This window comes from Kribbella sp. NPDC049227, from assembly GCF_043197265.1.
Lineage (GTDB): Bacteria > Actinomycetota > Actinomycetes > Propionibacteriales > Kribbellaceae > Kribbella.
Map to the genome: position 1 here is coordinate 517744 of NZ_JBICST010000004.1, position 22480 is coordinate 540223.

22 protein-coding genes are annotated in these 22480 nt (G+C 69.1%); 9 read left to right on the forward strand and 13 right to left on the reverse strand.

Features of this window, described 5'->3' with window-relative positions:
• Window positions 1-5: 5 nt before the first annotated feature.
• Complete coding sequence (locus tag ACGFH6_RS20265; protein WP_393385824.1) at window positions 6-428, forward strand: MmcQ/YjbR family DNA-binding protein; 423 nt, start codon at window positions 6-8, stop codon at window positions 426-428.
• A gap of 24 nt (window positions 429-452) precedes the next feature.
• Window positions 453-1073, forward strand: a complete 621-nt coding sequence (locus ACGFH6_RS20270) for a hypothetical protein (protein ID WP_393385827.1) — start codon at window positions 453-455, stop codon at window positions 1071-1073.
• On the opposite strand, the gene ACGFH6_RS20275 is transcribed toward ACGFH6_RS20270, so the two are convergent.
• From ACGFH6_RS20275 to ACGFH6_RS20300, 6 genes are read right to left on the reverse strand one after another with little or no spacing between them, the layout of a single operon-like run.
• Window positions 1060-2016 carry an LLM class F420-dependent oxidoreductase gene (locus ACGFH6_RS20275; protein ID WP_393385830.1) on the reverse strand — a complete coding sequence of 319 codons (957 nt, stop codon included), beginning with the start codon at window positions 2014-2016 and terminating at the stop codon, window positions 1060-1062. The two genes, ACGFH6_RS20270 and ACGFH6_RS20275, sit on opposite strands and share 14 nt — an antisense overlap.
• On the reverse strand, window positions 2016-2762 hold the full coding sequence (locus ACGFH6_RS20280) for an SDR family oxidoreductase (protein WP_393385833.1): 747 nt from the start codon (window positions 2760-2762) through the stop codon (window positions 2016-2018). Before ACGFH6_RS20280 ends, ACGFH6_RS20275 begins: the two co-directional genes overlap by 1 nt.
• Before the next feature lie 8 nt (window positions 2763-2770).
• Complete coding sequence (locus ACGFH6_RS20285) at window positions 2771-3472, reverse strand: histidine phosphatase family protein (RefSeq protein ID WP_393385836.1); 702 nt, start codon at window positions 3470-3472, stop codon at window positions 2771-2773.
• Window positions 3439-4488, reverse strand: coding sequence for a phosphotransferase family protein (locus tag ACGFH6_RS20290; RefSeq protein ID WP_393385839.1), 1050 nt, complete (start codon window positions 4486-4488; stop codon window positions 3439-3441). The genes ACGFH6_RS20285 and ACGFH6_RS20290 overlap by 34 nt, the downstream gene beginning before the upstream one ends.
• A complete protein-coding gene (locus ACGFH6_RS20295; RefSeq protein WP_393385843.1) occupies window positions 4481-5260 on the reverse strand; it encodes an SDR family NAD(P)-dependent oxidoreductase in 780 nt (259 codons plus the stop codon). The genes ACGFH6_RS20290 and ACGFH6_RS20295 overlap by 8 nt, the downstream gene beginning before the upstream one ends.
• Window positions 5257-6492 (reverse strand): acyl-CoA dehydrogenase family protein, encoded by a 1236-nt coding sequence (locus ACGFH6_RS20300; protein ID WP_393385846.1) that lies wholly within the window; start codon window positions 6490-6492, stop codon window positions 5257-5259. The genes ACGFH6_RS20295 and ACGFH6_RS20300 overlap by 4 nt, the downstream gene beginning before the upstream one ends.
• Window positions 6493-6549: 57 nt before the next feature.
• Between ACGFH6_RS20300 and ACGFH6_RS20305 the strand changes: the two genes are divergently transcribed.
• Both ACGFH6_RS20305 and ACGFH6_RS20310 read left to right on the forward strand, forming a co-directional pair.
• Window positions 6550-7137: a TetR/AcrR family transcriptional regulator gene (locus tag ACGFH6_RS20305; protein WP_393385849.1), complete on the forward strand. Its 588-nt coding sequence runs from the start codon at window positions 6550-6552 to the stop codon at window positions 7135-7137.
• A 79-nt stretch (window positions 7138-7216) separates the two neighbouring features.
• The gene (locus ACGFH6_RS20310; protein WP_393385851.1) at window positions 7217-9121 is read left to right on the forward strand and encodes a discoidin domain-containing protein; all 1905 of its coding nucleotides are present in this window, start codon (window positions 7217-7219) and stop codon (window positions 9119-9121) included.
• A gap of 10 nt (window positions 9122-9131) precedes the next feature.
• Here the strand turns inward: ACGFH6_RS20310 and ACGFH6_RS20315 are convergent, their stop codons facing one another.
• Together ACGFH6_RS20315 and ACGFH6_RS20320 are read right to left on the reverse strand one after the other, a co-directional pair.
• A complete protein-coding gene (locus ACGFH6_RS20315; protein WP_393385853.1) occupies window positions 9132-10391 on the reverse strand; it encodes an amidase in 1260 nt (419 codons plus the stop codon).
• 23 nt (window positions 10392-10414) lie between these two features.
• A complete protein-coding gene (locus ACGFH6_RS20320) occupies window positions 10415-11416 on the reverse strand; it encodes a sigma-70 family RNA polymerase sigma factor (RefSeq protein ID WP_393385856.1) in 1002 nt (333 codons plus the stop codon).
• Window positions 11417-11548: 132 nt separating this feature from the next.
• On the opposite strand from ACGFH6_RS20320, the gene ACGFH6_RS20325 reads away from it, so the two are divergent.
• Both ACGFH6_RS20325 and ACGFH6_RS20330 read left to right on the forward strand, forming a co-directional pair.
• On the forward strand, window positions 11549-12133 hold the full coding sequence (locus ACGFH6_RS20325; RefSeq protein ID WP_393385859.1) for a dihydrofolate reductase family protein: 585 nt from the start codon (window positions 11549-11551) through the stop codon (window positions 12131-12133).
• A gap of 143 nt (window positions 12134-12276) precedes the next feature.
• On the forward strand, window positions 12277-12735 hold the full coding sequence (locus ACGFH6_RS20330) for a GNAT family N-acetyltransferase (protein ID WP_393385862.1): 459 nt from the start codon (window positions 12277-12279) through the stop codon (window positions 12733-12735).
• On the opposite strand, the gene ACGFH6_RS20335 is transcribed toward ACGFH6_RS20330, so the two are convergent.
• Entirely contained in the window at window positions 12717-14153 is a 1437-nt protein-coding gene (locus tag ACGFH6_RS20335; protein WP_393385864.1) for an ATP-binding protein, read from the reverse strand. The two genes, ACGFH6_RS20330 and ACGFH6_RS20335, sit on opposite strands and share 19 nt — an antisense overlap.
• 54 nt (window positions 14154-14207) lie before the next feature.
• Window positions 14208-14819 (reverse strand): hypothetical protein, encoded by a 612-nt coding sequence (locus ACGFH6_RS20340; protein ID WP_393385867.1) that lies wholly within the window; start codon window positions 14817-14819, stop codon window positions 14208-14210.
• Window positions 14820-14872: 53 nt separating this feature from the next.
• Here ACGFH6_RS20340 and ACGFH6_RS20345 point away from each other — a divergent pair, with 53 nt between their 5' ends.
• A complete protein-coding gene (locus ACGFH6_RS20345) occupies window positions 14873-15649 on the forward strand; it encodes an aminotransferase class IV (RefSeq protein WP_393385870.1) in 777 nt (258 codons plus the stop codon).
• Window positions 15650-15652: 3 nt separating this feature from the next.
• Here ACGFH6_RS20345 and ACGFH6_RS20350 read toward each other — a convergent pair whose 3' ends face one another.
• The 3 genes from ACGFH6_RS20350 to ACGFH6_RS20360 are packed head-to-tail and all read right to left on the reverse strand — an operon-like array spanning window position 15653 to window position 18521.
• Window positions 15653-16204 carry a hypothetical protein gene (locus tag ACGFH6_RS20350; RefSeq protein WP_393385872.1) on the reverse strand — a complete coding sequence of 184 codons (552 nt, stop codon included), beginning with the start codon at window positions 16202-16204 and terminating at the stop codon, window positions 15653-15655.
• A 56-nt stretch (window positions 16205-16260) separates the two neighbouring features.
• Complete coding sequence (locus ACGFH6_RS20355; protein ID WP_393385875.1) at window positions 16261-17022, reverse strand: hypothetical protein; 762 nt, start codon at window positions 17020-17022, stop codon at window positions 16261-16263.
• 38 nt (window positions 17023-17060) lie between these two features.
• Entirely contained in the window at window positions 17061-18521 is a 1461-nt protein-coding gene (locus ACGFH6_RS20360) for a CCA tRNA nucleotidyltransferase (protein WP_393385877.1), read from the reverse strand.
• Between the two features lie 24 nt (window positions 18522-18545).
• On the opposite strand from ACGFH6_RS20360, the gene ACGFH6_RS20365 reads away from it, so the two are divergent.
• Together ACGFH6_RS20365 and murJ are read left to right on the forward strand one after the other, a co-directional pair.
• On the forward strand, window positions 18546-20837 hold the full coding sequence (locus ACGFH6_RS20365) for a hypothetical protein (protein ID WP_393385879.1): 2292 nt from the start codon (window positions 18546-18548) through the stop codon (window positions 20835-20837).
• Window positions 20830-22476, forward strand: a complete 1647-nt coding sequence (gene murJ, locus ACGFH6_RS20370; protein ID WP_393385882.1) for a murein biosynthesis integral membrane protein MurJ — start codon at window positions 20830-20832, stop codon at window positions 22474-22476. The genes ACGFH6_RS20365 and murJ overlap by 8 nt, the downstream gene beginning before the upstream one ends.
• Window positions 22477-22480: the final 4 nt, after the last annotated feature.

A 22480-nucleotide genomic window follows, 5' to 3' on the forward strand; every position in this document is an offset into this window, starting at 1 on the left:
GGCGTGTGGCGGGCCGGAAAGCGCGAGTGGCGGATGTGCACGAGGTTGCCTTGGGGATGCCGCACGTCACCGTCTGGAAGAAGAACACCGACAGCGAACGCCCGGTGTACCAGGTCGGCGGGAAGTCGTTCGTGTTCTTCCGGACGGCGCGGCCGGACGCGTTCGACCCGGACACCGGCGAGCGGTACGACGACGTGATCGTGTTCTGGGTGGAGTCCCAGGACGACAAGCTCGCGTTGGTGTCGGACGAATCGAACCCGTTCTTCACGACCCCGCAGTTCGACGGCCACCCGTCGGTCCTTGTCCGGGCGAGCCGGCTCGGCGAGCTCACCAGGCAGGAACTGACCGAGGTCATCCAGGACGCCTGGCTCGCCCAGGCCTCCAATCGCCGAGCCACCACCTGGCTGGCCGAGCATCGGCTGAGCTGACCTTCCGACTGCCAGACTGAGCAGGTGAGCTACCCACCGGGCGGACCGGCCGCGCCCAACTACGGACAACCACCTCGCAAGAACCGAGCCGGTCTGATCATCACCCTGCTCGTGGCACTCCTGATCGGGGTCCTGATCACGGGCGGCGTCCTCGTCGTCAGGCTGGTCTCCGGCCGGGAGAAGCCCCCCACCGGACGCACCTCCGTCGTGGTTCGGACGCCGTCACCGAAACTCCCGAGCAAGACGGTCTCGCTGCCCACGGGCAAGCCGACGACCAAGCCGTCCACCAGGCCGTCCACCAGGCCGTCGGCCACCCAGCAACCCGCCAGATCACCGGAGCCGCCTGGAGCCGGCGTGACCAACGTGGCCCGGCGTTTCGTTGCTCAGCTCAACGCCGACAACCCCACCGCCGCGACCGCGTTGGCCTGTCGGAGCGCGAAGCAGGTGATCCCCTTCCTGATGCGGCAGTACCTGAAGCCGCCGACCAGGCTGACCACGGGGACGACCCCGATCGGTCAGCAGATCACGTTCGTCGTCCAGCTGTCGGGCACCACCAAGGGCGCGACAGTGTCGGGCATCGTCGTGATCCAGCAGCTCGCACCGGAGCCGATCTGCGTCCGCGCCTTCTCGGTCAGCCCGGGCTGAGCGGCGCGAGCGCGCGGGCGGTGTCGAGCAGGTCGGTGCCGGTCGGCAAGGTCGCGATGATCGGGGTGTCCAGGCCGTTGGCGACGTACCGGGCGATGTGCTCGCGGCACTCGTCCGGAGTGCCGTGGACGATCAGGTCGTCCAGGACCTCGACCGGTGCGGCGGCCATCGCGGCGTTGCGGTCGCCCGCGGCCCAGGCCTCGCGCATCTCCTTCATCGCGGCGCCCCGGCCGAGCCAGTCGTGGAAGGCGGCGTACCCGGGCACGGTCAGGTAGGTCGCGATCAGGAAGCGGCCGATGTTGCGCGCCATCTCCGCGTCCTCGGTGACGCAGACGAAGATCCGCGCGGCCAGTTCCTTGTCCGGCCCGAGCTCGGCCCGGACCTGGCGTACGTCGTCGGCCGACAACCAGTTGGTGATCGCGCCGTCCGCCTCCCGCGCGGCCAGCTTCAGCATCTGCGGCCGCAGCGCCGCGAGCATGATCGCCGGCGGCACGTCCGGCGCCTTCTCCAGCCGGAACCGCTGGATGGTGAAGCTGTCGAACTCCCCGTCCACCCGCTCCCCGGCGAACGCCCGCCGCAGGAACCGCAGTACGTCGCGGGTCCGCGCCAGCGGCGGGTCGTACGCGATCCCGTTCCAGCCGGTCACGATGGTCTCCGACGACGCCCCGATCCCGAGCACGAACCGCCCCGGCGCCAGGTCCGCGAGTGCGGCCGCACTCATCGCCAACGCAGCCGGACCCCGCGTGTGCACAGGTACGACGGCAGTCCCCAGCCGCAACCGGTCGTCCCATTCGGAGGCCAGCACCAGCGGCGTGAACGCGTCCGCGCCGGCCACCTCGGCCGACCACAGATCCGTGTAACCCAGCGACGCGAGCTCGGCGACCAGCGGCCGATGGTCGCGCAGCGGCACACCGGTGAGTGGAACGGTGAGACCCCAGCGCATCAGATCATCCTCTTCAGCAACGGCAGTGGTGCGTACCGCATCACCCGGGCGAGCGGGCTCCACGGCCACGGCGGCACATACGCCGTCTCCTTCTCGGCCTCGATCGCCGCGACGATCGCACGGACGCCGGGAACAGTGTCGACGATCAGCGGGGTGTTCGCGACATGCTCGTTCATCTCCGAGCGGATGTACCCGGGGAAGATCGTGCTGACCTTGATCGGCTTGCGGAGCAGCTCCAGCCGGAGCCCTTCGGCCAACGCGGCGACACCGGCCTTCGTCGCGGCGTACGTCGTGACTGTCTTCGGCAGCCCGCGCACGGCCGAGACGGACGAGATGAACACGAGGTGCCCGGCGTTCCGCGCCCGGAACAGCTCCATCGCCGCCTCGGCCTGGGCGAGTGCGCCGACGAAGTTGGTCTCCGCGGTCTGCAGGTTCGCGTCGAACCGGCCGGTGCCCAGCGGTGCGCCCTTCCCGAGACCCGCGTTCACGATCACTCGGTCGAGCTGGCCCAGCTCGGCGTCGGCTTTGCGGAACACTTCGAAGACCTGCTCGTGATCGGTGACGTCGAGCTTGTGGATCACCACGGTCAGCCCGGGATACCGCTCGGTCAGCTCGGTCCGGAGCGCCTCCAGCCGGTCCTCGCGGCGCGCGGTGAGCGCCAGGTTGTGGCCCTTGGCGGCGAACTGCCGGGCCATCTCCTCCCCCAGTCCGGCACTGGCGCCGGTGATCAAGATGTTCCGTCTCATTGGGAGCCTTATCTGTAGGAGAGCAGCTCGCTGCCGTCGAGATGCCCGTGCTCGTTGTAGCTCACCACAGTCAGTCCGCTCCGGCCGGACACGACCTTGGTGATCGCGGTGTTGATCGTGATCGGGTTGAGGCGCGGCCACAGCTCATCGCCACCGGACAGCAGCCGGCTCACCACGGCCGCGATCGGACCGCCCGACGTGAACACCACAGCAGTCTCGCCCTTGCCCAGTCGCTCGGCGGTACGTCGTACTGCGGCTTCGGAGCGGTCGCAGAAGGCGCGGAACGTCTCGGTGTAGCCGTCACCGCCCTCGACCCAGCGCTGGGTGGCGGCGGTGAACATCTGCTGGAAGGCACGTTCCGGGTTCCCGGTCCGGGTGAGGTCGGCCAGCATCACCGCACGCCGCTTGTAGGCGGGCTTGTGCGCCACGATCAGCTCGGTGTGATCGAACTCGTCGAAGCCCTTGTCCTCTTCCGCGGTCGCTTCGGCGAGTGCGAGCGCCGCGGTCTGGGCGTGCCGCCGCATCGAACCACGCAGCACGAGATCCGCGGTCACCCCGCGGGCAAGCAGCGCCTTGCCGAGCACGGTCGCCTGTTGCTCACCCTGGGGCGAGAGCTGGTCGTAGTCGGTCCGGCGGAACGACGCCTGGGCGTGCCGGACGAGGTAGATGACGGCCATCAGGCTCGCCGCATGATCCGGCGGCAGCGCCATTCGAGCAGGTTGACCGGCCGCCACATGGTCTTGAACCGCGGGTTGTGGGTCTGCTTGTGGTGGTAGCGGTAGTAGATCTGTTGCGCGATCACGGCCAGCCGGAACAACCCGAACACCTCGTAGAAGGCCCAGTTCTCCGGTTTCAGTCCGGACCGCTCGCAGTAGTACGCGACGATCTCGTCCCGCGTCAGCATGCCGGGTACGTCGGACGGCTGCAGGCGGAACCGGCGGAACGCCCAGTCGTCGTCCGCCTGGACCCAGTACGCCATCGCGCTGCCGAGATCCATCAACGGGTCGCCGAGGGTCGCGAGCTCCCAGTCGAGAACGCCGACCACCCGGAGCGGGTCGTCCGGCGACAGCACCACGTTGTCGAGGCGGAAGTCGTTGTGGATGACGCAGGTACGGACGTCGGCCGGTTGGTGCTCGGCCAGCCAGGCCATCACGCGCTCGTAGCTCGGCACGTTCCAGGTCTTGGCCTTGCGGTACCGATCGGACCAGCCCTTGACCTGGCGTTCGACGTACCCCTCGCCGCGGCCGAGGTCGGCCAGGCCGGCGGCCACGGCGTCGACGGCGTGCAGCTCCACCAGGGTGTCGATCAGCGTGTGGCCGAGCTGCCGGGTCTGGTCGGCGGTCAGGTCGACGCCGAGCGCGGACGTCCGCGGGATGGTGCCCGCGATCCGCTCCATCACGTAGAACTCGGAACCGATCACCGCGTCGTCGTTGCAGTGGGCAACCATGGTCGGGACGTACGGGAAGACCGGTTTGAGACCGGACTGGATCCGGTACTCGCGGCCCATGTCGTGCGCGCCCTTGGCCTTGGTCCCGGCCGGCGGGCGGCGCAGGATCAGGTCGTGGCCGTCGTACCGCAGTAGATAGGTCAGGTTGGACGCGCCGCCGGAGAACTGCTTGACGTCCGGCAGCCCGGCCGGCAAAGCGGTCTGCTGCCGGAGCCAGCGGTCCACCGCCGGCACGTCGAAGGCGTCTTCCTCGCGGACCGCCCGCGCGCCATCACCCACGGGCGGCGGCCTCGGCGCGCTCGCGGGCCCGGGCGGCGATCTTGCGCATCTGCCGGTCGTACAGCGGCCGGGCGAACCGCTTGGTCCGCCACGCCATCAGCGCCGGCCGGTCCGGGATGATCAGGAACTGCTTCTTCTTGATCCCCGTGATCACTCCGGCCGCGATGTCGTCCGCCGTACGCGGCGACTTCTCGATCAGCTGCCGCGCGGTCGCGCCCATGGCGGTGTCCTCGCCCTGGATCGAGTCGCCGAGGTTCGTCCGGAAGAACGACGGGCAGACGACGGAGACGTTCACGCCGTACGGATGCAGCTCGTGCGACAGCGTCTCGGAGAGCGCGACGACACCGGCCTTGACCGTGTTGTACGAGCTCATCATCGGCGGGTGAACCAGACCGGCCGCGGACGCGGTGTTGACGATGTGACCCGAGCGCTGCCGTTTGAAGACGGGCGTGAACGCACGACAGCCGCGGACGACACCCATCAGGTTGATGTCGACGACCCGGTCCCACTCGTCCAGCGTCTCGACGTCGATCCGGCCGCCGGTCGCGATCCCGGCGTTGTTCACCAGGATGTCCAGGCCGCCCCAGTTCTGCTCGCACCACTCGACCGCCGCGGCCCAGTCCTCGGAGCTGCGGACGTTCAGCCGCAGATAGTCCTCGGGCCCGTCGTCGGCGACGTCCGTACACAGCACCTGGTGGCCTTCGGCAACGAACCGGGCGACCAGCGCGGCGCCGAGTCCGCTGGCTCCGCCGGTGACGAGGACACGGCTCACTTGACCTCCCGGGGCAGGTACGACGCCAGTTCGAGCCTGGCGATGACTCCACGGTGCACCTCGTCGGGGCCGTCCGCCAGCCGCAACGCCCGCGCACTCGTCCACGCGGCCGCGAGCGGGAAGTCGTCCGACAGCCCGCCGCCACCGTGCAACTGGATCGCCATGTCGATCACGTCCTGTGCCATCCGCGGCACCGCGACCTTGATCTGGCTCACCTCGCTCAGCGCACCCGCCAGCCCTTCGGTGTCCAGCAGGTACGCCGTCTGCAGCACGAGCAACCGGGCCTGGTTGATCGCGATCCGCGCGTCGGCGATCCGCTCGCGGTTGCCGCCCAGGTTGACGATCGGCTTGCCGAACGCGGTCCGGGTGGTGCCACGCTCCAGCGCGAGCTCGAGCGCCATCTCCGCCAGGCCGATCAACCGCATGCAATGGTGAACACGGCCCGGACCCAGCCGTCCCTGCGCGATCTCGAACGCCCGTCCGGGCCCGACCAGGATGTTCGACGCCGGCACGCGGACATCGGTGAACGACACTTCGCCGTGGCCGTGCGGCTCGTCGTACCGGTGCATCGTCGGGAGCAGGCGCTCGACCTTCACACCAGGCGTCGCCCGCGGGACGAGCACCATCGTGTGCCGCGCGTAGCGAGGGGCGTCCGGGTCGGTGAGGCCCATGAAGATCAGGAGGTGGCAGTCCGGGTGACCGACGCCGGTGCTCCACCACTTTCGGCCGTTGATGACGACCTCGTCGCCCTCGATGACCGCGGTCGCCGCCATGTTGGTGGCGTCCGCCGACGCGACGCCCGGCTCGGTCATGCAGAACGCCGACCGGATCGCGCCGTCGAGCAGTGGCTCCAACCACTGCTTCTTCTGCTCGGCGTCGCCGTAGCGAAGCAGCACCTCCATGTTGCCTGTGTCGGGCGCGTTGCAGTTGAAGACGTACGGCGCCAGGAACGACCGGCCGGTGAGCTCGGCGATCGGAGCGTAGTCCAGGTTCGGCAGGCCCTCGCCGTACTGCTCGTTGCCGGGCTCGGCCGGCGGGAGGAAGAGGTTCCAGAGTCCCTGCTTGCGGGCCTTCGCCTGCAGTTCCACGAACGCAGGCTGCGGCTGCCACGGATCGGCGGCCGCCCGGGTGGCGGCCAGCAACTCCGCCTCGACCGGCTCGATCTCGGTCCGGATGAACTCCGCTACCCGGCCGATCAGCTCACTCGCCCGGGCGGAAGGTTCGAATCCCATCAAGACTCCTTCGGGTCGCCTTGACCGTAGCTCAGCGCCTAAGCAATGCTCAATAGCATGGATCACCGACTGACAGCGGAGGACCGCAAGAAGCAACTGGTCCGGATCGGCCTGATGATGCTGCGCACGCAGCCGATCCACGAGCTGTCGATCGACGCGATCGCCGGGCAGGCCGGCATCTCCCGCAGTCTGCTGTTCCACTACTTCCCGAGTAAGCGCGACTACTACGTCGCCGTGATCTCGGCCGCCGGCCGCCGCCTCCTGCGCGTCACCAAGCCGGACGAGTCCCTGCCGCCCGACGAGCAACTGCACGAGATGCTGATCCAGTTCGTCGCGTTCATCACCCGGCGACGCACGGCGTACATCTCCTTCGTCCGAGGCGCCGCGGGCGGCGACGACTACGCGGTCAAGGTGTACGACGAGACCCGTGCCGGCCTGACCAAGCGCGTCCTGACCTACCTCGGCCTCCCCGAGGTCGCCGAGTCACCGGCCTCGAGCGAGTACCTGCGGGTTCACGCGTGGCTCGCGTACGCCGAAGACCTCGCCATCGAATGGTCCGGCCTCCCGGAGAAGGATCGCCCGACCACCGACAAGGAACTGGTCGCCCACGCCATCGAAGCGCTCCACCTGCTGCGGAAGTTGTAAGCCGGACTCTTGACAGACCCCACACCCGAGCGTTGTCTGAGGGCCGCTCGTGGGAGTCGGGGTCGACGTGAGGAGTGCGATGAGACGACAGGCATTCGGTGTTGCGCTGGCACTGGCCGTGAGTTCGCTGACCGTTCCCGCGGCCCAGGCCCAGCCCTCGCCCGGTCAGGCGCGGGTCTGGGTGACGACGCCGGATCGGGCGGAGCTCCTGCACGAGCGGACCCCGGTCGCGTTCCAGCGCGGGGCCAGCGACCTGACCACGATCACGGTCGACCCACGGACGTCGTACCAGACCATGGATGGCTTCGGCGCCTCGATCACTGACTCGTCCGCGAACGTGCTGTACCGGCTCAGCCCCCAGGACCGCGAGCAGACGATGCGCAAGCTGTTCGACCCGAAGCAGGGCATCGGTGTCAGCTTCCTGCGCCAGCCGGTCGGGTCGTCCGACTTCACCGCCGAGGCCGAGCATTACACGTACGACGACGTACCGGCGGGCCAGACCGACTTCGCGCTGAAGCAGTTCAGCATCGCGCACGACCAGCAGCAGGTACTCCCGCTGCTCCGCCGCGCCAAGCAGCTCAACCCCACGCTGAAGGTGATGGCGACCCCGTGGAGCCCGCCGGCGTGGATGAAGACCGGCGACTCGCTCGTCGGCGGCCGGTTGAAGGACGACCCCGCGGTGTACGACGCCTATGCGCGGTACCTGGTGAAGTTCGTCCAGGCGTACGCCAAGGCCGGCGTACCGGTCGACTTCATCTCCGTGCAGAACGAGCCGCAGAACCGCAAGCCCAGCGGGTACCCCGGCACGGACATGCCCGTCCGGCAGGAGGCCGCGGTGATCTCGGCGCTCGGACCGCTGCTCCACAAGGCGAGTCCGCGGACGAAGATCCTCGGCTACGACCACAACTGGACCACGCACCCCGCTGACGTCGAGTCCACTCCGCCCGGCGAGGACCCGGAGACCGACTACCCGTACGAGCTGCTGCGGACACCCGCGGCGAAGTGGATCGCGGGTACGGCGTACCACTGCTACTCCGGTGACGCCTCGGCCCAGACCGCACTGCACAACGCGTTCCCGTCGAAGGGGATCTGGTTCAGCGAGTGCTCCGGATCGCACGGGCCGGACGACACCCCGCCGCAGATCTTCCGCGGCACCCTCACCTGGCACGCGCGCAACCTGATGCTCGGCACCACCCGCAACTGGGCGAAGTCGGTGGTCAACTGGAACATCGCGCTCGACTCGACCGGCGGCCCGCACCTCGGCGGCTGCGACACCTGCACCGGCCTGGTCACGCTGCAGCCGGACGGCTCGGTCACGACCGACGCGGAGTACTACACGATCGGCCACCTGTCGAAGTTCGTGAAGGCAGGCGCGGTCCGGATCGGCAGTACGTCGTACGGGACGACCGGTTGGAACGGGCAGCTGATGTCCGCGGCCTTCAGCAACCCGGACGGTACGACGGCCCTCGTCGTACACAACGAGAACGACGACCCCCGGCGCTTCGCGGTGGCGGTCGGCGACAAGTCCTTCGAGTACGAGCTGCCGGGTGGCGCGATCGCGACGTTCACCTGGGGACGCGTGTCGGCGGATGTCCCGCAGCCGGTCTCGCTCGAGGGCGCGACGGCGACCGCATCGGTGAACGGCGCCGAGGCAGGTCTGGCGGTCGACGCCGACGGCTCGACGGTGTGGACGAGCAAGGAGGCACAGGCGCCGGGTCAATCGGTGCAGGTGGACCTGGGCTCGCCTCGGTCCTTCCGCCAGCTGGCCCTCGACAGCGGCGGCCAACTCGGCGACTTCGCCGCCAGCTGGAACGTTGCTGTAAGCAACGACGGCACCCACTGGTCCAAGCCCGTCACCGGCAACTCGACCGGCCAACTGACCACGGTCACCCTGCACCCGACCCTCGCCAGGTACATCCGCGTGACCTCAACCTCCACCAGCGACCACTGGTGGAGCCTGGCCGACCTCCGCCTCTACCGCTGACCCGCACCAGCTACGACAGTTGGGATTCGATCCAACGGGCCGTGGTGGCGGCTTGGTTGTTGGTGGTGGCGATCAGCTGGAGGCCGACCGGGAGGCCGTTGGTCGGGAGGGGGAGGCTGACGGCTGGGTGTCTGGTGAGGTTGGCGAGGCGGGTGTTCTTGAGTAGCTGGGACCGGATCGCCTTGCTGCCTTCGGGTGTGGCGACGTCGGAGATCAGGGGCGCCGTACAGAGAACGGTCGGGGTGAGTACGGCGTCCACCCGTGCGAGGAGGCGCTCCATCTCAGCCGTGATCTCGATCGCCCTGGACCGGGCGGCGTCGTACTCCGCGGGCGTGACCTCCGCCGCCTCGCGGAGCCGCTCCTGCACGTCGGTCTGGTACTGCGCCATCGACCGTCCAGCGTGATTCGCCACCGCCTCGGGGCCCTGGATATGAGCCGCAGTAGTAAAGCTGTCTCCCCAATCGGGCAACTCGACGTCGACCAACTCCACGCCCGCCGCCGAGAGACGACCCAACGCGGCCGCCCACGCCGCACCAACCTCGTCAGTGAAGTCGAGGTACTCCGGATTGGTCACCACACCCAGCCGCGTCGGCCGAGCGGCGGCGAACGCGGTGTCAGATAGCACAGACAGCGCGTAGACCGCATCGGCAACAGTCGAGGTCAGTACGCCGACGTGGTCAAGGCTCTGCGACAACGGGAACACCCGGTCGGCCGACAGCGTCCCGTACGCCGGCTTGAAGCCGACCACTCCGCACAACGCCGCCGGGATCCGCACCGACCCAGCCGTATCCGTCCCGATCGCCAACGGAACCACCCCGGCCGCGACCGCAGCACCAGCGCCCGCGCTGGACCCACCCGTCATCCGCGACAGGTCGTGCGGATTGCGGCAGGGCCCCAGCCGATTCGACGTACCCGTGCAGCCGTAGGCGAACTCGTGCGTGTGACTCAGCCCGATGATGATCGCACCGGCCGCCCGCAACCGGCGTACGACGTCGGCGTCCTGCTGCCCGATCTCGTCCATCGACGCCGATCCGCAACGGTACGGCCATCCCTCGACTTCGACGATCTCCTTCATCAGAACCGGCACACCCGCGAGCGCCCCACTCCGGTCGTGACGTGCCGCGCGCTGCAAGGCTCCGTCGGCGTCGACGTGGACGACAGCGTTCGTCCCGTCCGTCTCCTCGGCCCGGATCAGCGCAGTCCGGACCAGCTCAACAGGATCCAACTTGCCGGCCCTGACATCGGCCGCGATCTCCTCCAGCGATTGCACGCACTCATCACACCACGTCGGCCCTATCCCGGGTCCCGCGGTCCGGGCAGTGATCGGGGCAGTCCGAACGACGGGAACACGCTGTTCTCGAACCGGGTCATGGCGCAGATCCGGTCGCCGGCAACAGTGAGGACGAGCAGGCCGGTGCCGTGGCGGACGCCGGTCGGAGCGTGCAGATAGATCCCGAACGCCGGCTGCCCGTTGGCCCGGGTCGGTACGAGATCGAACCTGCGCCCCGTCCCGAACAAGTCGGAACAGAAGCGTCCCACGACGTCCCGGCCCTGGTACTCGAGCGGCAGCGGCGGCATCGACATGAACACGTCGTCCGTCAGCAGGTCCACCAGCGCGGCGATGTCGGCCGACTCGTACGCGCTGACGAACCTCGCCACGAGCGCGTCCTCGGCAGGCGACCCTGCGACGGCAGCGTCCGGCCGCCGTTGCTGCAGGCCGGCACGCGCCCGCTTGAGGGCGCTCTTGACCGAGTCGACGGTCGTGTCCAGCATGTCGGCCGTCTCCCGCGCGTGAAATCCGAGGACGTCGCGCAGGACGAGCACGGCGAGCTGACGCGGTGGCAGCAGTTGCAGCGCAGTCACGAAAGCCAAGGAGATGGACTCCGTCTGCTCGTAGCGGGCCTCCGGGCCGAGCGGCAGGTTGATCGCATCCTCGAGAAGATCGTCGGGGTACGGCTCGAGCCAGGCGACTTCGCCGAGCCGGGTCGGCTCGGGCGGTTCGATGCCTGGGATGTCCCACTCCTTGGCCGGACGCCGGCTGGCCGAGCGCAGCGCACTGAGGCATCGGTTGGTGGCGATCCGGTAGAGCCAGGTGCGGATCGAGGCGCGGCCCTCGAACGTGCCGAGACCTCGCCAGGCCGACAACAGGGTGTCCTGCAGGGCGTCCTCGGCGTCCTGGAACGAGCCGAGCATCCGGTAGCAGTGCACGTGCAACTCGCGGCGGTGCGGCTCGGTCAACGCCCGGAACGCGTCGCCGTCCCCGCTCTGCGCCCTGCTGATCAGGTCCGCTCTCATCGACTCCACTCTCGCCCTCGCTGGTGCTTCCACTCTGTACGGACGCCGGCCGAGTCCCGAAAGGGGCGCCCCCTTCGTCGCCGGCGCGGCGTCTGCACCAGTCGTAGCGACAAATCGACGAAGGAGCATGACATGGGAAAGATCGTCGTCAGCGAGAACATCTCGGTCGACGGAGTCATCGAGGACGCGACCGGTGACGAGGGCCTCGGGCGCGGCAGCTGGTTCACCTGGATCACCGACCGCGATCGCGAGGAGTGGGCCAAGGCCGAAATCGCGGAGGCGCTGGGTGCCGGCGCGCTGCTGATGGGACGAGGTACGTACCACTGGTTCATCGCACGCGGCTGGACGACCCGCACCGACGTCTGGGCGAACCGGCTGGCCAGTGTGCCGAAGTACGTCGTCTCGTCCTCACCCCTCGAAGGTCCCGACTGGAGCAACTCGACAGTCCTGAAGGGTGACGTAGTGGAGCAGGTCGCGGCGCTGAAGCGACAGGTGGACGGGGAGATCGTGGTCTACGGCAGCGGCAGCCTCGTGCCCACGCTGATCGAGCACGACCTCGTCGACGAACTGCGGCTGATGACGTACCCGATCGTGGTCGGGGCCGGCGGACGGCTCTTCGGCGAGACCAGTCTCGTCAAGCCCCTGCGCCTCATCGAAACCCGCACGATCGGAAACGGCATTGTCCTCCTCACCTACCAACCCGTCAGAGACGCGTAGACAACCTCGCGTCGATCAGCACGTCGAGCGTGAAGCAGCTCAGCGCGGCCAGTGGGTTGCGCTGGGTTGCCTCACGCCTGTCTGTGGTGCGGGAGAGGAAACGGAAACAGCAGCGTCATGCCAGGTTGCTACCGTCCGGAGGCATGACGACGGAGCAGATCGAGGGACTTGAGGTCCGAGCGGTCCCCGGCACCGACCCCGCGCTGGTCGCGTTGACCACCGCTCAGCAGGCCGAGCTCGCCGCGATGTACGGCGAGGACCAGCCGCTCGTCGCTCTGCACGCCGACATCTCCTTCACCCTGCTCGTCCTCGACGGCACACCGGTCGGCTGCGTCGGCCTGCAACCCGTCTCCCCCGGCGTCGGCGAGATCAAGCGCATGTACGTCGAACCGTCCGCACGCGGCTGGGGTCTGTCCCGGATCCTCCTCGAAGCGGTCGAGTCGCAGGCCCGCGCCACCGGCCTCACCCGACTCCGCCTCGAGACCGGCACTCACCAAACCCAAGCCATCGCCCTCTACACGAACCACGGCTACACCCCCACCCCGCCGTACCCACCGTTCGAAACCGAACCAGCCTCCCTCTGCTACGCCAAGGATTTGTAGAGACGGTCGAGCCCGATCGTGAGCACCTCCGGATCGAGACCCGACTCGAAGCCGGCACCGCTGTAGCACGCGAGCTTCGTCTCCGAGGTGTCGTAGCTCCGCGACAGCAACAGCCGGGCCCGCTCCAGTCGCTCGACGTGCCGCCGCCCCATCACCTCGCCCCACTTCACCTCACCCAGGGACAGCAGCTTGCGGCGCTGCCCGGGAACAGCCGGAGCCAGCACCACGACGTCCACTTCGATCTGACTGCGCCGACTGTGATCCGGTACGACGCCGGCACCGATCTGTCCCGGCAGTTCGCCGAAGAGCTCCGGCGGTGCGGCCAGCGCGAAGTCCCGGCAGAGCTGCTCGAAGTGCGGGCCGACGACCTGCGAGGAGAACCGTGCTCTGGCCGCCTCCCAGACGTTCTCGGCCCGGCCGCTCTCCAGCAGTCCCCACTGCGGCCGCATCACCACGTGGTAGAAGACCACGAGCGGCTCGGCCACGTGATAGGTGGATCGCCGGGCGCGGAACACGTCCTCCCGGCGCCGCAGGAGGCCGCTGTCTTCGAGGACCGTCAGCTGATGTCCGATGTCGGTCGCCTTCCGGCCGACGTAGTTCGCGATCCCACCGCGCGTACTGTTGCCTGCGGCAACTGCTGCGAGCACCGAGTGGTACAGCGCACTGTCGCGGACGTCCATCTCCTCCTCCAACAGGTACCGCGCCTCGCGGAACAGCGGGTTCACCGGGCTGAGCACGGTCCGCAGGATCCAGTCGTCGAAGTCGCCCGCCGACGCCGGAATGTCGTCGTCCACGAAGCGCCGGTACGCCGGGGTGCCGCCGGCCACCGCATGCACGAGCACCGCGAGCTTCGGATCGGCCAGGTCCCAGAACTCCGCCGCCAACCGGTAGTCGAACGGCCGGACCACCAGCTCCAGGCTCGCCCGGCCGCGGAGCGGAGCGTTGCCGGACAACAGTCCCCCCATCACCGACATCGCCGAACCGCACAGCAGCACGGAGGTCCGACGCCCGCCGGACGCGGCCTGATCCAGCTCGCGCTGCAGGATCGACGGCAGTGCCGGCGAGACCTTGCTCAGGTACGGGAACTCGTCGATCACGAAGGGCCCACGGGCCGGATCGATCGAGAACAGGAACCGGACAGCGTCGTCCCAGCTGTCGAACCGGGGCGGGGAGGACAGGTCCAGATGCGTGCCGACCGCCGTCGCGAACAGAGCGAGGGACTCGGCCTCCGTCGCTTCGGTCGCCCCGAAATACAGCCCGGCCGCTTCCTCGGCCAGCCCTTGCACCAGGAACGTCTTGCCCTGCCGCCGCCGGCCGCTGATGACAGCCAACTGTGGACGGTCCTTGGTCCGGCTCGCGAACCGGACCAGGTGATCCCACTCGGCATCGCGCGCGAAGATGCGCTCAGGCTTCTTCATGTTTGAGAACTATACTTATAATAAATACAGCTCTACAACTTTGGGCAGGGTTTTCTAGAGGTTCAGGACGAGGTCTTCGCCGTCGGGGTGGAAGCCGAGTTTGTTGAGGTACGGCGTGGACTCGCGCATGCGGGGTGGGGCCAGGACCTGGCGGAAGCCGTGGTCGGTGAAGACGTCGCTGCGGCGGTAGACGAACTCGCCCGGGGTGAAGTCGCGGTACTTCGGCAGCACATAGTCGAGATCGATCTGGGCCCGGCCGTCGCCCGCGTCGTGGGCGAGGACGACGCCGACGGTTCGGTCGCCGTGCTGGACCAGGAACGCGTACGGGCTGGAGCTCGGCGTGAAGCCGGGGTTGAACCGGCCGATGTCCTTCTCGTGCTGCGCCAGTACGTGACCCAGGTACGCGTCGGTGTCGTTGACCTGCAGCACCTGGTACTCGGCCTCGTCGTGCCGGTGCCGGAGGAGGCGCCACAGGTGCACCACGTTGATCACCGCCAGGACGGCGTTCATGCCGACCATCGGCCACACCCCGATCGCCAGGTTGAACCCGACCAGGATCACGCAGCCGATCAGGTTCAGGACCCGCAGTCGCAGGATCCGCGCCTGCAGCAGGGACGCGACGACCAGCGCGGATCCGCCCCACCCGATGATGCTCAAGACGTCCACAGCGCGAGGGTAGACCAGACGGGCCGCTGGTCCGCTCAGGTCAGACTGTCGGTGTGACCGACTTGCTCCTGCTCAACGGCGAACCGCTCCGCACCGTCGACGCTGCGTTGCTCCGGGCAACCAGCTACGGACACTTCACCTCGATGCAGGTCCGGGCCGGCCGGGTCGACGGCCTCGACCTGCACTTCGAGCGTCTCGACCGCAGTTCCCGCGAGGTCTTCGGCCGCCCGGTCCCTGCCGACCGCGTCCGCGCCGACCTCCGGACCGCGCTCGAGCGCGCCGGCTCCGGCGACCTCTCTGTCCGGGTCAATGTCTTCGCCTCCGACGGCGAGCCGAGTCTGCTCATCCGCGTCAGCCCACCGATCGAGCCCGGCGTACAGCCGCCACGCCTGCTCGCGTTCGAGCATGAGCGTGCCGTCCCGCACCTCAAGCACACCGGCACGTTCGACCTCGTGTACTACGGCCGCCAGGCCGAGGCTGCCGGGTACGACGACGCGATCTTCCACACCTCCACCGGCGAGATCTCCGAGGCCTCGATCTGGAACATCTGCTTCGCCCGCGGCACCACGATCGTGTTCCCGGCCGCGCCGGTCCTGCCAGGCATCCGCCAGCAGCTCCTGCAGCAAGGCCTGCCCGACTTCGCCACCACCCCGATCCCCCTCGCGGACCTCCCGTCGTACGACGCCGCCTATCTGACCAACTCGATCGACCCGGCCCTCCCGGTCGCCTCGATCACCACCAAGCAAGGCACCACGACGTACGCCGCACATCCGCCCTCACTCGACACGATCACCGAGGCCTACGCAGCCCTGCACCCACAAGAGATCTGAGCGTCAGCCGGCTGTGTGAAGTCTCGCGGGCGGCCCACCCTCGAACAGCGCGAGCGCTTGCTGAGCGGCGCCCGCCGCACCGGAGCCGAAGTACCCGGTCGCGTACGGCGCGAGCCCAGCGCCCACCTGCCAGTACGGCATCCGACGTCCGGAGTACTCCACGTCGCGGACGAGCGGTTGGTCGCCAGCCTCCAGCCGGGCAGCGTCGTCGGCGCAGGCCGGGAGCCGAACGCGATCCGAGTCGCCCCACAGCACATCAATGATGGACGGACCATGCCTCGTGTCGAAGACGCACGGCACCCGGCGCTCGGGAACGGGCTCTCCGGCAAGTCGGGCACGGACACAGAGCAGCCCGTACTGTCCCGTCGCCACCGCCTCCGTCGCGGCATGTATTGCCTCGGTGCCTTGTAGTTCGGCCAGCACTCCCCTCGCGGCGGCGTACGCCTGCTGGGCGCCGACGTAGTTGCGGCGGCTGTCGCGGTCCATCGCCTGGGTCGATAGGCTGCCGACCTCCGCGCCCAGCTCCGAGACGTCCTCCTCGGTGAGGGTCCGCATCAGTGCGAGGGTGCTGGCACGTCGTGCCCCGATCAGGGCTCGTAGGTTCCAGGCGTTCACCCGTCGCCGCCTCCGCCGCCGTCGCCTCCACCGTCGAAGCCGCCATGGCCCCCGTCGAACCCGCCGTGGCCGATCCCGCCGTCCCAGCCTCCCCAGCCGCCGGGCGCGCCGGACTGGCCTTCGAACGCAGCCAACGCGATGAAGGTGGCGCCCCCGCCGTGCGTGAAGTAGCCACGGCCGTACGGCGCGACTGCGGTACCGGCCTCCCAGTACGGAACCCGCCGCGTGCCGTAGCGGACGTAGCGAATCTCGGGATCGTCGTGCACCTTCACCCTGGCCGCATCCTGTGCGCACGCCGGCACCGTGCGAGTGCCTCGACCCGGCCAGGTCCAGACCACGTCCGTCGTTGACGGGCCGTGCTGCGGGTTGAAGAAGCACGGCACCCGCCGCTCCGGGATCGGCCGGCCGTCGACGCGAGCCAGGACACACACCATCGCGTAGCGAGCGCCGGCGAGCGTGTCGGTGATCGTGCTGATGTCCTCCGCCGACTTCAGTTCCCGCACCGATCGCTGCGCGGACTGGTAGGCGTCGAGCGCTTGCTGGTAGTCATGCCGTGCCTCGGCATCCAGGTCACGACCCGCGACCCGTTCGCCCAGCCGCCGGAGCTCTTCCCCGAGCAGCGTGACATCGTCGTCCGCGAGCACGCGGATCTGCTCGAGCTCGGCGCGATCGAGGCGCCTCGATCCCCGCCGGACCCACAGAAAGCGGGCCGCCAGGGCCAACCCACCAGCCCCCAGGGCAGCCAACAGCCACTCCATCCACCGACGGTACCGCCGTCAGTACACGCGCGGAACGCTCAGGAGCGCTCCGACCACCACTGCAGGAGCGCTTCGCGAGCGCGGTCCGGGCCGATCGGGCCCTGGTCGAGGCGGAGGTCCATCAGGAACTTGTACGCCGCGCCGACGTCGCGGCCGGGCTCGATGCCGAGGATCTCCATGATCTGGTTGCCGTCGAGATCGGGGCGCAGGGCATCGAGCTCCTCCTGCTCCTGGAGCCGCTCGATCCGCGCCTCGAGGTCGTCGTACGCCGCCCGCAGCGCCTCGGCCCGGCGCCGGTTGCGGGTGGTGCAGTCGGCGCGGGTGAGGATGTGCAGCCGGTCGAGCTGGTCGCCGGCGTCGCGGACATAGCGCCGTACGGCGGAATCGGTCCACTCGCCGGTGCCGTACCCGTGGAAGCGCAGGTGGAGCTCGACGAGCTTGCCGACCTGGTCGATCTGCTCGTTGCTGAAGCGCAGCGCCTTCATCCGCTTGCGGGCGAGCTTCGCGCCGACCACATCGTGGTGATGGAAGGTGACCTTGCCCGCGCCCTCGAAGCGCCGGGTCCTCGGCTTGCCGATGTCGTGGATCAGTGCGGCGAACCGGACGACGAAATCGGGCGTCGGAACAGTAAGGCGGGATTCGAGGTCGATGGCCTGATCGAGGACGGTGAGCGAGTGCTCGTACACATCTTTGTGCCGGTGGTGCTCGTCCACCTCGAGCCGCAGCGCCGGCAGCTCGGGCAGGACGTGATCGGCCAGGCCGGTGGACACCAGCAGGTCGAGGCCGATCCGCGGGTGGTCGGAGCAGATCAGCTTGACCAGTTCGTCGCGGACGCGTTCGGCCGACACGATCGTGATCCGCTCGGCCATCGCGGTCATCGCGGCCACGACCGCCGGGTCCGGGGTGAACCCGAGCTGCGCGGCGAACCGGGCCGCCCGCATCATCCGCAGCGGGTCGTCGGAGAACGAGTCCTCCGGGGTGCCCGGCGTACGGATCGTCTTGCTCGCGACGTCCTGGATGCCGCCGTACGGGTCGACGAACCGGTGCGACGGGAGCTGTACCGCCATCGCGTTCATGGCGAAGTCGCGGCGGGCCAGGTCGCCCTCGAGGCTGTCGCCGTACGCGACCTCCGGCTTGCGCGAGGTGAGATCGTAGGACTCCGACCTGTAGGTCGTGATCTCCAGGACCCACTCACCCTTGCGACTACCGATGGTGCCGAACGCCTTGCCGATGTCCCAGACATGGTCCGCCCAGCCGGACAGCAACCGCTCGACCACGTCCGGGTGCGCTGACGTGGCGAAGTCCAGGTCCTTGCTCCCGCGGCCCAGGAGAATGTCCCGGACGGGTCCTCCGACCAGGGCGATCTCGTGGCCGGCGGCGGCGAAGCGGCTGCCGAGTTCGTCGACGACCGGCGCGATCCGCAGCAGGGACTGGACCGCTTGCTGCTGGACGGCGGACAACGATCCGGCAGAGGCTGACTGGTCGGCAAAGGGTGACACGGGGAACTAGGTTACGGTGACGGCGTGTTCAGACGGCGACTGAGGCTCTCCGCGGCGGCGGGTGCGGGCCTGCTGGTTGTTGCCTGCGCAGCGTTCCTCGGCGTCCAGCCGACCGCCGCGGCGCCCGGCGACGAACTGACTGTCGACGTCAGCATCGACTCGTTCGCGCCGGTGGCACCGAAACCCGGCAACCCCGTGGTGATCAAGGGCCGGGTGACGAACAACAGTTCGGTGACGTTCGACGAGCCCCAGGCGCTCGCCTGCATCGACCGGACCCGGCTGTCCAGCGCGGCCGACATCGCCGACGTGTCCGCCGAGCAGGACGTCGCGATGCGGGACCGCAACAGCTGCGCCAACCTGACCGACGGAACGGCGTTCCAGCCTTTCGAGCAGCCGCTGGCACCGAAGGCATCGGTGGAGTTCACCCTCACCGTGCCGTGGGAGCAGTGGCGGATCTCCGACCGCACCGGTGCGTACGTCGTCGGCGTCGTGTTCCGCGGTCAGCCGCCGAACAGCGACCGGGTCACCATCGGTCGTGCTCGCACGCTGATGCCGGTGATCGGTTCCGATCCGCTGACCCGCAGGGTGAACACCGCCCTCGTCATCCCGTTGCGGCACCGGCCGACCCAGCTCGGCGGGTCCCGGTTCACGAACGACTCGCTGGCCCAGTCGCTGTCCCCGACCGGGTCCCTCGGCCGGTTGCTCGCCCTGGGCAAGCAGCACAAGGTCACCTGGCTCGTCGATCCCGCGATGCTCGACGAAGTCCGCCAGATGGCCAAGGGGTACGAGATCGTCGATGCGGGCGGCCAGACGGCCAAGGGCACCGGACAGGCGACCGCGGCAGCGTGGCTCAAGGAGTTCGAGGCGAGCCGCATCCGCGGCAACCAGGTCGTCCTGCTCCCGTACGGCGACCCGGACGTGGCCGGCCTGCTCGACGCGGGCGAACCGTTGAAGAAGCTGGTCGCGCAGGCACGGACCGCCACCGAGCGGTACAACCTGGCGCCTGCCTTCACCAACGGCCTCTGGCTCGAGGGCGGTGCCGCGGCCAGCCGCTACCTCGCCGCTGCGTCCGGCGGCTTCGCCGGCGCCACCGACCAGGACCTGAACCTGGTCAGCAGCTCCTCCTGGTCCGCGGACGACGGCCCGGCGCTGACCAACAGCCCGGTGTACGACGTCATCACCCCGGAGGGGCCGAACCGCACCGTCCGCACCGTCATCGCGGACTCCGCACTCACCAGTGGCGGTCCCGATGCGGACAGCGATGACAGCCCCCTCCAGGTCCGGCAGCGGTTCGCCGCCGAGACCGCGCTGATCGCGGCCGAGGGCAACGACAAGAACCCGGCCACCGTGGTCGCGCTGCCGCCGCGCGGCTGGGACGTCGAGGGCCAGGCCACCGCCGCGCTGGCCGGGAGCCTGTCTCTGTCGTGGATCACGGCCACCGACGTCGCGCAGGCGGTCGCGAGCACGCCGAGGCCGCCGACGACCAAGGCACCCGCGGCACCGAAGTCGAACGGCGGCCTGACCGGTGCCCAGCTCGACGGCATCAAGCGGCTCGACGAAGCGACCACGACCATGCAGAACCTGCTGGCGAACCCGGACGACCTCCTGCAGGTCATGCCGCAGGCGCTGTTGCGCTCCACCTCGACCACCTGGCGCGGCTTCCCGGATGAGGCGCGGTACTTCGCCGCGGTCGAGCTGGGCTCGGTGAACCTGCAGCTGAACAAGGTGCACCTGGTCAACAACCCGGTCAACGGTGAGCGCCGGGAGATCAAGGTCAACCTGGCCGGCAGCAAAGGCACGTTCCCACTGACCATCACGAACAGCACGCAGTGGTCGGTCCGGGTCGGGATCATCGTGACGCCTGCCAACCGCACCGACCTGCGGATCGAGCCACAGCAGAGCCGGATCCTGGCCGCGGGCCAGAAGTGGACGCCCCGGATCAACGCGAGCGCGGAGCAGAACGGCCTGATCCGCGCCAACGCGCAGGTGATCACGTCGTCCGGTCGTCCGGTCGGCGACTCCGAGGAGCTGCTGATCCAGGCCAGCCAGTACGGCAGCGTCGGCTGGGTCCTGGTCGGCGCGGCCTGTGCCCTGCTGTTCGGTACGTCGTTCGTCCGCATCTACCGCCGGATCCGGACCGAGCGCCAGAGCCCGTCACACCCCCCGACCGAGGCCACCACCCCCGACCCGCTGCACCCGGCTCCCCTCGACACCACCACCACCGACACCACCACCGACACGACGACCGGTGACCCCGCCCCCGACGAACTGCCCGAGGCGTCGCTGACAGAAGGAGTCGGTTCGAAGGATGGCTGACCGCACCCTGCGCTCCGCGGGGGTGATGGCAGCCGGAACGGTGCTGTCCCGCCTGCTCGGATTCGTCCGGATCGCCCTCCTCGCAGCCGCTGTCGGCACGGCGCTGCGGGCCGACATCTTCACCGCCGCGAACACGATCCCGAACAGCCTCTACATCCTGCTGGCCGGCGGCGTGTTCAACACCGTGCTGGTCCCGCAGTTGGTCCGCGCGATCAAGAACCACGACGACGGCGGTCAGGACTTCACCAACCGTCTGCTCACGTTCGGCTTCGTCGTACTGGCTGTCGTGACGGTCGGCTGTGTCCTGCTGGCGCCGGCGATCGCCCAGGTGTACATGCCGTCGGAGCTGGACGACCCGTCCCGGGCGCCGGAGCGGGCGTCGATGGTGATGTTCGTCCGGCTCTGCCTCCCACAGATCTTCTTCTACGGCGCGTTCGTCCTGGTCGGCCAGGTGCTGAACGCGCGGCGTCGCTTCGGCCCGATGATGTGGGCGCCGATCGCGAACAACGTCGTCGCCTGCGCGTCGATCGTGATCTTCCTGCTGATCTACCGCACCGGCGACCCTCCAGCCACGTACAGCCATGGCGAGGAGCTGCTGCTCGGTCTCGGGCACACGTTCGGCATCGCCGTCCAACTGCTGGTGCTGCTGCCGTACCTGAGGGCGAGCGGGCACCTGTTTCGGCCGAAGTTCGGTCTGCGTGGTACCGGTCTGGGTCACACTGCCCGATTGGGCATCTGGACCGTGCTGTTCGTAGCGGTGAACCAGGTGACGCTGGCCGTGGTCACGCGGCTCGCCATCGCGGGTAGCGCGTCGGACGACCCGGGTGCGAAGGCGGGTCTGTTCGCCTACAGCACGGCGATGCTGATCATCCTGGTGCCACACGGCATCGTGACCGTGTCGCTCGCGACCGCCGCGCTGCCGCAGATGTCGGCGCTCGCGGCCGACGGCGAGCTGACCGAGGTGGAACGGTTGTCGGCCCGGTCGATCCGGCAGACGCTGGCGATCGTCGTACCGGCGGCGGCCGCGATGGTCGCGTTCGCGTACCCGATCGTCACGGTGATCGCCGGCTACGGATCCGGCAAGGACAACCTGACGCTGATGTCGTACACGCTGATGGCGCTGGCGCTCGGCATCGTGCCGTTCACCGTGCAGTACTTCCAGCTGCGCACCTTCTACGCGTTCGAGGACACCCGCTCGCCGTTCTTCCTGCAGTGCGTGATCGCGGCGACGAACATCGCGGCGGCCGTGATCGGGGTCCGGGTGGTACTGGACCAGGAGAACCTCCGGTTCAGCGGTGTCGTCCTCGGCGGGGCGTACGCGCTGACGTACCTGATCGCCGTGCTGGTGTCCCGGCCGGTCCTCCGCCGGAAGGTGCCGGCGGTGCACGGTGCCGGGATCGGGCTGCCGCTGCTCGCGATGGTGATCGCCGCCGTCCTCGCGGTGCTGGCCGGGCGCGGGGTGCTCTGGCTGCTCGGCATGGCGGTCGAGTGGTCCGGACCCCTCGGCGCGATCCTCGAACTCGCGGTGGCCGCCGTCGTGATGCTCCCGGTGTACGCCGGGGTGGCAAGGGTACTGAGGATCCACGAAGTCAACGACGTGGTGTCCATGGTCACATCGAAGCTGCCCGGACGCCGCTGAACCC